Here is a 13417-nt window from a genome sequence, read left to right on the forward strand (position 1 = left end):
AATTACGCAGACCATACCATCCAGGTACTTTCTTTCCAGCATGGGGTGATGATGGCGGAGGACGCCGAGACGCTGCTGATCCGCATCCGCGCGGCCATGCCGGCCCTGCGGCCCTCGGAGCGGCGGATCGCCGCGGAGTTCACCGGAGATCCGGCCGCGGCGGCGAACCTGTCCATCGCGCAACTGGCCGCCCGCTGCGAGACCTCGACCACCTCGGTGGTGCGTTTCTACCAGCGCATGGGTTACGCCCACTACAAGGACTTCAGGATCGACCTGACCAGGGCGGTGGCCAGGGAGGAGATCGCCCGCAGGGAGGCGGGGCCGGGCCTGCCCGAGGTGTCGGGCGACATCGACCGGAACGACAGCCTGGAGGGCATCGTCTCCAAGGTCGCCATGAACGAGACGCTCTCCATCGCCGACACGGCCCGCTCGCTGGACATGGAGGCGCTGGGCCGGGCGGTGTCGCTGCTGCTGGGGGCGCGCAGGATCGACAGCTTCGGCGTGGGGGCGAGCGCGCTGGTGGGGCTCGACCTGCAGCAGAAGCTGTCCCGTATCGGACGGACCGCGCTCAACTGGCACGACGCGCACTCCGCCTGGACCTCGGCCGCCACGCTCGCCTCCGGCTGCGTGGCGGTGGCCGTCTCGCACACCGGGGCCACCGTGGACACCGTCGAGTTCCTCGCCATCGCCCGCAGATCGGGGGCCGCGACGGTGGCGATCACGAACTTCCACGATTCGCCGCTGGCCCGGGCGGCCGACGTGACGCTCACGACGGCCGCGCGGGAGACCAGGTTCCGCTCAGGCGCGCTGGGCAGCCGCATCGCCCAGCTCATGGTGGTGGACTGCCTGTTCACCGGGGTCGCGCAGGCCTCCTACGACGAGTCGATGCAGGCGCTGCGCGACACGTACGCGGTGGTGCACGACCGCGTCGTCAAGCGCGTCTGAACGGGCTGCCGGCGCACCTGACCGGGCGCGCCGCCGGCGTCACCTTCGACCGAGCCGATCAGCGGCACGAGCGTGGGTGAAGGTGTCGGCGCCCGCGCCGAGCCGGGCGAGGATCCGGCTGACGCCGACCGAGCAGCGCACGGTGGTGGCGTCGCCGGGAGCCTGGACGCAGCCGGGGCCGGGGACGATGGAGACCGAGTCGTTGATCCGCAGCGCGTCGGTGCCGGACTCCAGCATGACCAGGACGTTGTTGGCGTCGGCCGAGCCCACGTGGTCGAGCTGCAGGAAGCCGCCGTTGATCACGCGTACCGAAGCGGACGAGGTGCCGGCGGAGGCGCCGGCCTGCGCCTGGGCGGTGACGGCCGTCGCCGCGAGCGCGTCGGCGGCGAGGCCGCCGATCAGGGGCAGGGCTAAAGCGCTGCGCATGCGCATGGTTCCTCCTCAGGGAGTGGGTGGATCGTTGACCGGCTCCATGATGGGACGGAACTAAGTTCTGCTCTGCGTCCTGATACAGCGATGCTCTGTGTCGCTCACGACACCGCCGGACCGCCACGTGACCTTGACGGGCGTTGACAGGCTCACAGCCCGGATTCACCTGGGGTTCACCGGCCCGCTCTAGCTTGTAGGGCCATGAGCTGGAGGTACCGGGCCAACGCCACGCTTGAGGGCCTGACGGGATACACGCTGACGCGACGACTGAGCAAGGAGCCGCCGAAACCGCCGCCGCCGCCGAAGGTGCCGCTGGAGCTGCAGCGGCTGCCCGGCGACACGGTACGGCCGCCCGTCGATCCCGGGCACGACCGGTTGCTGCGCGAGCCCGTCTTCCTGCTGTCGTCGGTGCGCTCCGGCTCGACCCTGCTGCGCGTCATGCTCGACAGCCACTCCCAGGTGCACTCGCCGATCGAGACGCACTTCCGCCGGATGACCGTGGGCCTCGGCACCGACCCCGTACGCCAGGCCATGGAGCTGCTCGGCCACACCCACAGCGACCTCGAACACCTGGTCTGGGACCGGCTGCTGCACCGCGAGCTGACCCGCAGCGGCAAGCCGTTGCTGGTCGAGAAGACGCCCAGCAACGTCTTCGCCTGGCGGCGCATCGCGGCCTGCTGGCCGGACGCGCGCTTCGTCTTCCTGCTGCGCCACCCGATGTCGATCGTGCAGTCCTGGCACGAGGCCGACCCGGACAAGCGGCCCATGGAGGAGGCCGTGCCGCGCACGCTCGCGTACATGACCTACCTGGAGGAGGCCAGGACGCACCTGGAGGGCCTGACCGTGCGCTACGAGGACCTGGTCGCCGACCCCGAGGGCCGGCTGCGCCGGCTCTGCCTCTTCCTCGGCCTGGAGTACGAGCCCGCCATGCTGGACTACGGCGAGCAGGACCACGGCGGCTTCGTGAAGGGCATCGGCGACTGGCGGGACAAGATCCGCGCCGGCACCGTGGTCGCCGGCCGGCCCCTGCCTGCGCCCGCGGAGATCCCGGCCGAGCTGCACGACATCTGCCGGAAATGGGAGTATCTGCCGTGACGGCCGGGTCACCCCGGGGGTCACGAGGGTGTGACAGAGTTCGCCTGCGATTTGCCCGCCATTCGCCGTGGCCTCCGATATGTTGCCCTTCGTGATCAACAGGCCCTCGCGCCGAGCCTTATTCGCCGGTACTCTCGCCGGCCTCGCCCTGCCCGCGGCCACGTCCGCGGGCGCCGAGGCCACCGCCCGCCGCGGCACCCTGCCCGCGCGGCCGAACATCCTGCTCATCCTGGCCGACGACCTGGGATGGGGGGAGATCGGCAGCAACGGGCAGCGCTCCATCAGCACCCCCAACCTGGACCGGCTGGCGGCCGAGGGGGTGCAGTTCAAGGCCGCGTACTCGGGCGCGCCGCTGTGCGCGCCGTCGCGGTGCTCGCTGCTCACCGGGCTGCACGCCGGGCACGGCACCGTGCGGGAGAACCCGGAGGGCGGGCAGCAGCACGCGCTCACCGATGCCGACCTCACCTTCGCCGAGGTGCTGCGGCTGTCCGGCTACCGTACGGCGTGCATCGGCAAGTGGGGCTTCGGCCCCGAGAAGCCGGACCAGGACTCCCACCCCAACGTGCGCGGCTTCGACGAGTTCTACGGCTACATCGAGCACGTCCACGCGCACCAGTACTTCCCCGCTTATCTGTGGCACAACGGCGAGAAGGTGCACCTCGGCGGCAAGTCGTACGCGCCGCACCTGTTCCGCGAGCGCGCGGTCGAGTTCATCCGGCAGGACGGCGACCAGCCCTTTCTGCTGTACTTCGCCAGTAACCTGCCGCACGCGCCGAGCGTGATCCCCGGCGACGCCGGCCGGTACGAGAACCGCCCCTGGAGCGCCGCGAACCGCCGCCACGCCGCGCAGGTCGCCAGGCTCGACAACGACGTCGCCGCCCTCGTCAGGGCGCTGCGCGACGCCGGGGTGGCCGAGCGCACGCTCGTGCTGTTCACCAGCGACAACGGCCCGCACAGCGAGAAGGGCGTGACGCCGGAGCTGTTCAACTCCAACGGCCCCTTCCGCGGCGACAAACGCGACGTCTACGAGGGCGGCATCCGTGTCCCCATGATCGCCTGGTCACCGGGCCTGCGGCCGCGGGTGGAGCGGCAGCCGGTGGCGTTCTGGGACGTGCTGCCCACGCTGGCGGACCTGGCCAGGGTGCCGCCGCCCGCCCACGTGGACGGCCTGTCCTTCACCGGCCTGCTGACCGGCGCGGGCGCGCCCCGGCACCGCCACCTGGTGTGGAACCGGCCGCGCAAGGCCCAGGCCATGCGGCGCGGCAGGTGGAAGGTGGTCCGGTTCAACCCGCACATCGCGGGGGCCGGGCCACGGGGCCGCGTCGAGTTGTACGACCTGAACGCCGACCCCGGCGAGCGCCGCGACCTGTCCGCCAGGCGTCCCGAGCTCACCGAGGAACTGCTGGCCGAGCTCGACCGCGCGATCGGGGGCGACCCGCGCACCCCGTACGGGCTGCGGACCGAGGTCACCGCCGGCCGGCTCGTCGTCACCCTCTACAACGGCTCCGCCGTGCCCTGGCGGAACGTACGCCTCGGCCTGGACCGGCCACGACGGGCGCGGGCGCACACGGTCGCGCGGGTGAACCCGGGCACGGCCGTCTCGGTCGGCTTCCCCCTGCCGTCCTCCGGCCGGATCACCGCCAGGGCCGCCTTCGACGCCGGCGGCAGGTCGCACGTCTTCCGGCACGTCCACCGGAACGTACGGCGGGACGAGGGCGCCCTCAGCTGAGCCGCGCGGTCACGGCGGCCCCCGTCGGAGCAGGCCGCCGTGACCTGGAGATATGCCACTCTATTGACTAAGAGTGATGACATCACTACGGAAAGTTGACATTCTGAAGAGGAGGCCATTGCTCGACGAGGAGAGGAACGCATGAACCTGATCACCCGAGCGGAATGGAACGCCAGGAAGCCGACCGCGGGCTACGTCCGCCTGTCCGCCACCCGGGGCGTCAAGATCCACTACACCGGCGGCTCGGTGCCCGCCGACCTGGCCGGCCCGGACAACCACGACCGCTGCGTGGACCTGGTCCAGGACATCCAGCGCATGCACATGTCGGGCGGTCGCGGGGAGAAGTACATCGACCTGGGCTACTCCATGGTGTGCTGCCCGCACGGGAACACGTTCATGGGCCGGGGACCGCACGCCCTGCCCGCCGCCAACGGCGCCGGGCTCAACTCCGGCCACTACGCCGTCCTCGCGCTGCTCGGCGACTCAGGACTGACCGAACCGAACGACGACCTGCTCAACGCCCTGGTCGACGCCATCGAATACCTGCGCGAGCACGGCGACGCCGGCCGCGAGGTCAAGGGGCACAGGGACGGCTATTCCACCTCGTGCCCCGGCGACCCGCTCTACCGCTGGGTCCGCGCCGGGGCCGAGCGACCCTAGCCCAGAAGCTCGCAGGCGGGCTCAGAGCAGGCGGCCGACGTGGGCCAGCGCCTGCTTGAGCAGCACGCCCTGCCCGCCCGCCATCTCCTGCTGCACCATCGGCGAGGCCGCCTCCTCCGGGGTGAACCACACCAGGTCGAGCGCGTCCTGCCGGGGCCTGCAGTCACCGGCGACGGGCACGATGTAGGCCAGCGAGACGGCGTGCTGGCGCGGGTCGTGGTAAGGGGTGACGCCGGGCGTGGGGAAATACTCGGCCACGGTGAAGGGCTGCGGCGAGATGGGGATCTGCGGCAGCGCCACGGGACCGAGGTCCTTCTCCAGATGACGCAGCAGCGCGTCGCGGATCCGCTCGTGGTGCAGGACCCGTCCCGAGACCAGCGCCCGGCTGACCGTGCCGTCCGACGCGATGCGCAGCAGCAGGCCGACGTGGGTGACCACCCCGGTGTCGTCGACCCGCACCGGCACGGCGTCGATGTAGAGGATGGGCATCCGGCCGCGCACCGATTCCAGTTCTTCCGGTGACAGCCAAGCAGGCGTGGTTTCGGTCTTTTCGGTCATCTGCTGATCGTAAGGCCCGGGGACTCAGCGGCGTACCGCGGTCCGGCCGGACGGAGCCCGGCCCGCCGTCCAGGACGCCGCGCACACGAACAGCACGATGCCGAGGAACGGCAGATAGTCGACGATCTTGCGTTTCATCCGAGGTCACGCTCCGCTCCGCGTTTCGCCAGCCGCCTGCGTTGCGGCTGGACGGTGTACTTGGGATCGTTCGCCGACTCCATCCCGGCCTTGAAGATCCCGAATCTGGTGCACGCCGATCCGGCCAGCAGCGCGGCGCCCGCCGCCACGGCCGCGATCCGGCTGCGCCGCCCCAGCGTGAGCCCCGCCACCGCGCCGGCCACCGACAGCGCCTCGCCCAGCCGCAGCAGCCGGCTGCGCTTCAGCGGCTCGGCCAGCGCCCCGAGCCGGCGCTCCATGCGGGCCGCCGCCGCGCACTCCACGGCCGCGCCCAGCACCGCCGCGCGGCGCGCCGGGGCCGCCTCGGACAGCGGCGCGGCCAGCAGGCCCAGCCCGCCCGCCGACGCCACGGCCGACCCGGCGAACAGGAACGGCATCTCGCGATACCCCTCGTGCCAGGCCGGCACCGCCGTGTCGCAGATCAGCGCCGCCGTGTACGTCGCCACCGCCGGCCCGATCGCCCCCGCCGCCAGGGTGGCGGCCCGGCCGAGCCCCGGATACAGCCCCGAGACCTCACTCGCCGCCGCGCACCCGGCCGCCGGGCCGAACACGGTGAGCACCCAGGTGCCGACGCTCATCGGCGAGGTCACCTTGAACACCCGCAACATGTTGAGGAAACGCTCGGGACGGCCCAGGTCGTGGATCAGGCAGTAGAACGACCCGCCGATCGCGCACAGTGCCCCCACCTTGCTCACCCTGGCCAGACGCGGCCGGCCGGTCAGCTCGGCGGCGGCGGCCAGCGTGGACGACGCGCCCGCCAGGCCGCCGAGGAACAGGTAGCCGCCGATGTCGGGCGCCTCCCACGTCGGCTCGTTCAGCACGGGACGGCCGTAGTAGGAGTCGAAGTCCGCCTTCGGCACCATCAGCCGCTCACGCCTGCGGCCCGCCGAGCCCGGCGTGGCCTCGCGCTCGCCGCGCAGCCCGGCCGCGCCGTCCATCCGCACGTCCGTCTGGCTCGGGGTCTGGTCGACGGCCTGGCTCATGATCGCCGCTCCCGCCGCCCGCGCGTCCACGTCACCCCTGCGGCTCCCGGCGCGGCACACGTCCACGTCACACCCGCCGCGGGCACCCGTACTGCAATGATCATCGTGTCCGTCCTCGCCATGCCGTGGCCGCGATCCCCGCGAGCAGGGCCACGGCCGCCACCCCGGCGTGCCGCCACATCGACGGCAGATCCCTCGTGGTCACCACCGGGTCCGGCGGCAGGCCGTACACCTCGGGCTCGTCCAGCAGCAGGAAGAACGCCCCGGTGCCGCCCACGCCGTCGCCCGGGTCGTGGCCGTACAGGCGGGCGGAGGTCGTGCCGGCGGCGCGCACCTGCTCCAGCCGCCGCTCGGCCCGCTCACGCAACTCGTCGAGGTTCCCGAACTGGATGGAGTCCGTCGGGCACGTCTTGGCGCAGGCCGGCTCCTCCCCGGCGCCGAGCCGGTCGTAGCACATCGTGCACTTGGCCGCCGTGCCGCCGCTCTCTCCCTTGCCGTTCTCCCGCTTGCCGATCACCCCGAACGGGCAGGCGGGCACGCAGTAGCCGCACCCGTTGCAGACGTCCTCCTGCACCACGACCGTGCCGAACTCGGTGCGGAACAACGACCCGGTCGGGCACACGTCGAGGCAGGCCGCGTGCGTGCAGTGCTTGCACACGTCGGAGGCCATCAGCCAGCGGAAGTCCATGTCGCCGACCCCGGGCTCCTGGTGCCCCAGCGGCCGGCGCTGCTCGACGAACGCCACGTGCCGCCAGGTGTCGGCGCCCAGCCCCACGGTGTTGTCGTAGGACATGCCGGTGAACTCCATGCCGTCATCGGGGACGTGGTTCCACTCCTTGCACGCCACCTCGCACGCCTTGCACCCGATGCAGATGCTGGTGTCGGTGAAAAAGCCGACCCTGCCGTCGCCGAGGCGCTCGTCCAGGTCGAAAGCCACGGCTCACGCCTCCGTTCCGGTGCCGGCGGTGATGCCCGCCCGCCGCTGATAGGACCTGACCAGCTCGGGCAGCGCCGGGCCGCGCGGCCTGCGCCCCGGGCGGATGTCCGCCGACAGGGCCTTGACCTCCTGGATGTGCGAGTTGGGGTCCAGCGAGATCGCCGACAGCTCGTTGGCCGCGTCGCCCTTGGCCAGCCCGTTGGGGCCGTAGTGGAAGGGCAGGCCGATCTGGTGCAGCACCCGCCCGTTCAGGTGCAGCGACGGGATGCGGTCGGTCACCAGCACCCGCGCCTCGATGGCGTTGCGCGCGGTGATGATCGTGGCCCAGTCGCCGTGCACCAGCCCGCGCTCGGCCGCCAGCGCGGGGGACACCTCGCAGAACATCTCCGGCTGCAGCTCGGCCAGATAAGGGGTGAACCTGCTCATCCCGCCCGCCGTGAAGTGCTCGGTCAGCCGGTACGTCGTCACCACGTACGGGTAGACCGACGCCCCCGGCTCGTCCCCGCTCGGCTGGTAGCGGTTGGCGGGATGCGGATAGAGCTTGCGGACCGGGTTGCGCTGCCGCCCGTAGAGCGGGTTGGCCACCGGCGAGTCCTGCGGCTCGTAGTGCGTCGGCAGCGGCCCGTCCACCACCCCCGCGGGGGCGAACAGCCAGCCCTTGCCGTCGGCCTGCATGATGAACGGATCGGTGCCCGACAGGGCCGCCACCCCCGAGGCGCCGGGCGGCGGCCGGTAGCCGGGGCTCTTGTCCCGCTCGACGTCGGGCACGTCGTGGCCGGTCCACCGGCCCGCCTCCGCGTCCCACCACACCAGCCGCTTGCGCTCGCTCCACGGGCTGCCGTCCGGCCTGGCCGAGGCCCGGTTGTAGAGCACGCGCCGGTTGTCCGGCCACGCCCACGCCCACTCGGCGGCGATCCAGTCCTGCTCGGAGCCGGGCTTGCGGCGGGCGGCCTGGTTGACGCCGCCGGCGTACACGCCGCTGTAGATCCAGCAGCCGCAGGCGGTCGAGCCGTCGGCCTTGAGCCCGGCGTAGCCCGGCAGCGGGCGCCCCCGCTCGTCCCAGCCGTTGATCTCGGCCAGCACCGCCTCCGCCGACGGCTCGGCCGTCTCGCCCTCCACCGGGTAGTCCCAGGTGAGGTGGAGCACGGGCTCGTCCATCGGATCCTGTGAGCCGGCCAGCTTGGCCCTGATGAGGCGGCCCAGGTGGTACATGAACCACAGGTCGCTGCGGCAGTCGCCGCGCGGCTCGACGGCCTGGTGACGCCACTGCAGCAGCCGGTTGGTGTTGGTGAAGCTGCCGGCCTTCTCCGTGTGGCAGGCCGCGGGCAGGAAGAACACCTCCGTGCCGATGTCGGCCGTGCGCAGCTCGCCCGTCTCGATCTCCGGGCCGTCCTTCCACCAGGTGGCGCTCTCGATCAGGTTGAGGTCGCGCACCACCAGCCAGTCGAGCGCGGCCATGCCGAGGCGCTGCATCTTCGCGTTGGCCGAGCCGACCGCCGGGTTCTCGCCGAGCAGCATGTATCCCTTGCAGGTGCCGTCGAGCTGCGCCAGCACCGTGTCGTACGTGCTGTGCGAGCCCGTCAGCCGGGGCAGCCAGCCGAACCGGTAGTCGTTGCCCGCCTGCGCCGACTCGCCCCACCACGCCTTGAGCAGGCTGATCAGGTAGGCCGGCATGTTCGCCCAGAAGCCCTGGTGCGGCGCGTCGGCACGGAGGAAGTCGTGCAGCCGCTCGTTCTCGTGCGCGTGCGGCATCGGGATGTAGCCCGGCAGCAGGTTGAACAGCGTCGGGATGTCGCTGGAGCCCTGGATGCTGGCGTGGCCGCGCAGCGCCTGGATGCCGCCGCCCGGCCGGCCGATGTTGCCCAGCAGCAACTGCAGGATGCTCGCCGCCCGGATGAACTGCGAGCCGTCGCTGTGCTGCGTCCAGCCGACCGCGTAGACGAACTCGGCGGTCTTGTCGGGCCCCGAGTTCTCCGTCAGGTGGCGGCACACCTCCTCGAACAGGTGCCGCGGCACCCCGCACACCCGCTCGACCATCTCCGGCGTGTAGCGGGCGTAGTGGCGGCGCAGCACGTTGAGCACGCAGCGCGGGTCGCGCAGCGTCTCGTCCCGCCGGGGCCGGCCGTTCAGCGGGACGCCGGTGCTCCCCTGCACCTCGCCGCGCCCCGGCGTCTCCTGCCCCGGCCGGTCGTAGCCGGAGTCGCGCTCGCCGGAGGCCGCCACCGCCGTCATGCCCTCGTACTGCCAGGAGTCGTCGTCGTAGGCCCGCGCCTCCTGGTCGAAGCCGGAGAACACGCCGTCCAGGTCCTCGGCGTCGCGGAAGTCCTCACGCAGGACGGTGGCCGCGTTGGTGTAGTTGAGCACGTACTCGTGGAAGTACAGCTCGTTCTCCAGCACGTGGTTGATGATCGCGCCGAGGAAGGCCACGTCGGAGCCGGCCCTGATCGGCACGTGCAGATCGGCCAGCGCGCTCGTCCTGGTGAAGCGCGGATCCACGTGGATGATCACCGCGCCGCGCGCCTTGGCCTCCATCACCCACTGGAAGCCCACCGGATGGGCCTCGGCGAAGTTCGAGCCCTGGATGACCACGCAGTCGGAGTGCTGCAGGTCCTGCATGAAGGTGGTGGCGCCGCCCCGCCCGAACGACGTGCCCAGCCCCACCACGGTCGAGCTGTGGCAGACGCGGGCCTGGTTCTCGATCTGCACCACGCCGAGCGCCGTCAGCAGCTTCTTGATGAGGTAGTTCTCCTCGTTGTCCAGCGTGGCGCCGCCCAGGCTGGCGATGCCCATGGTCCGCGCGGTACGCCGGCCGTCCTGCTCCCACTGCCACGTCTCGCGCCTGGTCGCGATGATCCGGTCGGCGATCATGTCCATGGCGGTGGCCAGGTCGATCGGCTGCCAGTCGGCCGCGCCGGGCGGGCGGTAGAGGGCGTCGTACTGCCGGCCGGAGTCGGTGGTGAGCTGGAGGCTGGCCGCGCCCTTCGGGCACAGCCGGCCGCGGCTGATCGGGGAGTCGGGGTCGCCCTCGATCTGCACGACCCGCTCGTCCCGTACGTACACGTTCTGGCCGCAGCCCACCGCGCAGTACGGGCACACGGACTTCACCACCCGGTCGGCCGTGGCCGTGCGGGCCCGCACCGCCCGCGTCGCGGCCGACTCGGCCGCGGGCCCCCGCGCCGTGCGGTCCCCGCCGGTGAGCTGCCGCAGCAGCGGCCACCCCAGATCCATGACACCCCCCCCGATGTCCCCGGCCCGAGTCCTGCCCGGGCAGAGCGGGAGGAAAACCGCCAGGTCAGAACACCCGGGCGGCCGCCTCGTCCCAGGCGCTCGCGGACCCGGACGGCTCGTAGCGGCGCAGCGGCTGGGAGTAGGCCACCAGCGAGCGCATCTCCGCCAGGCCGGCGACCAGCCCGGCCGCCCGCGCCTGCACCAGTACGTTGCCGAGCGCGGTCGCCTCGGCGGGGCCCGCCACCACGGGCAGCCCGCAGGCGTCGGCGGTGAACTGGCACAGCAGCTCATTGCGCGACCCGCCGCCGACGAGGTGGATCACCTCGACGTCGCGCCCGGACAGCTCCATCGCCTGCCGCACGGCCAGCCGGTGCCCGAGCGCCAGGCTCTCCAGCACGCACCGCACGTAGGCGGCGGGGGAGGAGGGTGGAAGCTGGCCGGTGCGGCGGCACTCGTCGGCGATCCTGGCCGGCATGTCGCCCGGCGGCAGGAACACCGGCTCGTCGGGGTTCACCACGGCCGCGAACGGCTTCTCGCCCGCCGCGGCGGGCAGCAGCTCGCCCAGGTCGGAGCCGGGCCAGGCGCGCAGGCACTCCTGCAGCAGCCACAGGCCCATGACGTTGCGCAGGTAGCGGACGGTGCCGTCGATGCCGGCCTCGTTGGTGAAGTTCGCCGCCCGGCTCTCGGGGGTGAGCACCGGTCCCGGCAGCTCCACCCCAGCCAGCGACCAGGTGCCGCAGGAGATATAGGCGAACGCGGGACCGACGGCGGGGACCGCGGCCACCGCGGAGGCGGTGTCATGCGAGCCCACCGCCCTGACCGGCGCCGACCAGCCGATCTCGGCCGCCACGTCGCGCCGCAGCCCGCCGACCGCCTCGCCCGGCTGCCGCAGCGGCGGGAAGATCCCGGCCGGCAGGCCGAGCCGCTCGATCAGGGACGTGGCCCAGGTGCGCGTGCGCACGTCGAGCAGGCCCGTGGTGGAGGCGTTGGTCACCTCGGCGCCCGCCTCGCCGGTCAGCCAGTAGCCGATCAGGTCGGGGACGAGCAGCATCGTGGCCGCCCCGTCGAGCCGGTCGGCCAGCAACTGGTAGATCGTGTTGAACGGCAGCACCTGCAGCCCGGACACGTCGTACAGCGTCTCCGCCCCGACGGAGCCGGCCACCCGCTCGGCGACGCCGCGCGTGCGGTCGTCGCGATAGTGCACCGGGTTGCCCAGCAGCGCGCCCGACTCGTCGAGCAGCCCGTAGTCCACCGCCCACGAGTCGACGCCGATGGAGGAGACGGGCCCGGCGGCGCGCAGGCCGGCCAGGATCTCCCGGTAGAGGCCGAGGACGTCCCAGTAGAGGCGGCCCGCCACCCGCACGGGGCCGTTGGGAAAGCGGTGCGCCTCGGTCAGGCTGAGCCCGTCGGTCAGGTCGGCCAGCATCACCCGGCCGCTGGAGGCGCCCAGGTCGACGGCGGCGAAACGGCGGCTCACTGCGTGGACTCCCTGGCGACGAGCTCCGGCTGGAACATGATGTGCTGGTGCGCGTGGGTCTCGGGATTGGCGCACTCGTCGAGCAGCAGCTCGGTCGCGATCCGGCCCAGCTGGTACGTGGGCTGCCGCATCGAGCTGAGCGACACGGTCGAGGCGGCGGCGAAGTCGATGTCGTCGTAGCCGATCAGCGCCACGTCCTCGGGCACCCGCACCCCGGACCGCAGCAGCGCCCGCAGCACGCCGAGCGCGAGCAGGTCGTTGGCGCAGAAGACGGCCTCCGGCAGCCCTCGCGCGATCAGGTCGGCGGCCGCCTTCTCGCCCGAGCGGGCCGTCATCGTGGCGGCCTCGGCCACCACCAGGTCGCCGGGGTCGAGCCCCGCGGCCCGCAGCGCGGCCTTGGCCCCCTCGCGCCGCTCCACGCACTGCCTGATGGTCAGCGGGCCGGTCACGTAGGCGACGCTGCGCGCCCCCCTGGACAGCAGGTGCGCCACCGCGGCCCGGCCGCCGGCGACGTCGTCGACGGCCACCGCGCACTGGTCGGGCCGGTGCGCGGGATGGTCGACCAGCACCACGCTGATGCCGTGCCCGCGCAGCCGGTCGAGCCTGGCCGGGTCCTCGCCGGAAGGGGTGATCAGCACGCCGCGCACCCGGTGCTCGGCGAGCACGCGCAGGTTGCGGTCCTCCTTGTCCACCGAGCCGGCCGAGTTGCCCAGGATGACCGCGTACCCCACCTCGCTGGCCACGTCCTCGACGCCGGCTGCGACCTCGGTGAAGAAGGGGTTGCCGATGTCGATCACGCTCAGGCCGATCGTCCTGCTGTGCCCGGCGCGCAGCGTCGAGGCGGAGCCGTGGCGGACGAACCCCAGCTCGTCGATCGCGGCCTCGACCCGTTCGCGGGTGGCGGGGGCGACCTTGCCGGGCCGGTTCAGTACATTGGAGACCGTGCCTGGGGAGACGCCTGCGTGCGCGGCGACGTCCTTGATGCTGACCATGGCCATGGGGCCCAATTAAAACGTACTAACCGACCCCGCGCCAGTCGCCTGACCGGTACCAGCAGGCATTCCGGCCCTCGCCGGGCCCCGGCGCTCCGCCATCGTAGCGGTCCGGGGTGATCACGGCGTCATCGGCTGATCAGCGGCGATTTTCGCCGCGCCGCCGCCGGGGTCTTGTGGGCCCAGGGGAGAGAACGTTTTAATCCA

11 protein-coding genes are annotated in these 13417 nt (G+C 72.4%); 4 read left to right on the plus strand and 7 right to left on the minus strand.

The features are described 5' to 3' along the window. Positions 1 to 48: 48 nt before the first annotated feature. Positions 49 to 945: a MurR/RpiR family transcriptional regulator gene (locus tag OIE67_RS12025; protein WP_326639541.1), complete on the plus strand. Its 897-nt coding sequence runs from the start codon at positions 49 to 51 to the stop codon at positions 943 to 945. Positions 946 to 984: 39 nt separating this feature from the next. Here OIE67_RS12025 and OIE67_RS12030 read toward each other — a convergent pair whose 3' ends face one another. Next, positions 985 to 1377 (minus strand): hypothetical protein, encoded by a 393-nt coding sequence (locus OIE67_RS12030; protein ID WP_326639543.1) that lies wholly within the window; start codon positions 1375 to 1377, stop codon positions 985 to 987. Positions 1378 to 1575: 198 nt separating this feature from the next. Between OIE67_RS12030 and OIE67_RS12035 the strand changes: the two genes are divergently transcribed. The 3 genes from OIE67_RS12035 to OIE67_RS12045 all read left to right on the plus strand — a co-directional run bounded on the left by OIE67_RS12035 (position 1576) and on the right by OIE67_RS12045 (position 4858). Further along, a complete protein-coding gene (locus tag OIE67_RS12035) occupies positions 1576 to 2469 on the plus strand; it encodes a sulfotransferase family protein (RefSeq protein ID WP_326639545.1) in 894 nt (297 codons plus the stop codon). A 91-nt stretch (positions 2470 to 2560) separates the two neighbouring features. After that, on the plus strand, positions 2561 to 4198 hold the full coding sequence (locus OIE67_RS12040) for an arylsulfatase (protein WP_326639547.1): 1638 nt from the start codon (positions 2561 to 2563) through the stop codon (positions 4196 to 4198). 141 nt (positions 4199 to 4339) lie between these two features. After that, entirely contained in the window at positions 4340 to 4858 is a 519-nt protein-coding gene (locus OIE67_RS12045) for a peptidoglycan recognition protein family protein (RefSeq protein WP_106247971.1), read from the plus strand. Positions 4859 to 4879: 21 nt separating this feature from the next. Here OIE67_RS12045 and OIE67_RS12050 read toward each other — a convergent pair whose 3' ends face one another. The 6 genes from OIE67_RS12050 to OIE67_RS12075 form a co-directional block, all read right to left on the minus strand. Next, positions 4880 to 5416, minus strand: coding sequence for an NUDIX hydrolase family protein (locus tag OIE67_RS12050; RefSeq protein WP_106247973.1), 537 nt, complete (start codon positions 5414 to 5416; stop codon positions 4880 to 4882). A 134-nt stretch (positions 5417 to 5550) separates the two neighbouring features. Then, a complete protein-coding gene (nrfD, locus tag OIE67_RS12055; protein WP_407674892.1) occupies positions 5551 to 6576 on the minus strand; it encodes an NrfD/PsrC family molybdoenzyme membrane anchor subunit in 1026 nt (341 codons plus the stop codon). A 100-nt stretch (positions 6577 to 6676) separates the two neighbouring features. Then, positions 6677 to 7513, minus strand: a complete 837-nt coding sequence (locus OIE67_RS12060) for a 4Fe-4S dicluster domain-containing protein (RefSeq protein ID WP_326639552.1) — start codon at positions 7511 to 7513, stop codon at positions 6677 to 6679. 3 nt (positions 7514 to 7516) lie between these two features. Next, positions 7517 to 10741: a formate dehydrogenase gene (gene fdh, locus OIE67_RS12065; protein WP_326639554.1), complete on the minus strand. Its 3225-nt coding sequence runs from the start codon at positions 10739 to 10741 to the stop codon at positions 7517 to 7519. 64 nt (positions 10742 to 10805) lie between these two features. Further along, the gene (locus tag OIE67_RS12070) at positions 10806 to 12218 is read right to left on the minus strand and encodes a rhamnulokinase (RefSeq protein WP_407674839.1); all 1413 of its coding nucleotides are present in this window, start codon (positions 12216 to 12218) and stop codon (positions 10806 to 10808) included. After that, positions 12215 to 13216 carry a LacI family DNA-binding transcriptional regulator gene (locus OIE67_RS12075; protein ID WP_326639556.1) on the minus strand — a complete coding sequence of 334 codons (1002 nt, stop codon included), beginning with the start codon at positions 13214 to 13216 and terminating at the stop codon, positions 12215 to 12217. Before OIE67_RS12075 ends, OIE67_RS12070 begins: the two co-directional genes overlap by 4 nt. Positions 13217 to 13417 lie beyond the last annotated feature (201 nt).

Origin of the sequence: Nonomuraea fuscirosea (assembly GCF_035917475.1) — a bacterium.
In the GTDB taxonomy this organism is placed as follows: domain Bacteria; phylum Actinomycetota; class Actinomycetes; order Streptosporangiales; family Streptosporangiaceae; genus Nonomuraea; species Nonomuraea fuscirosea.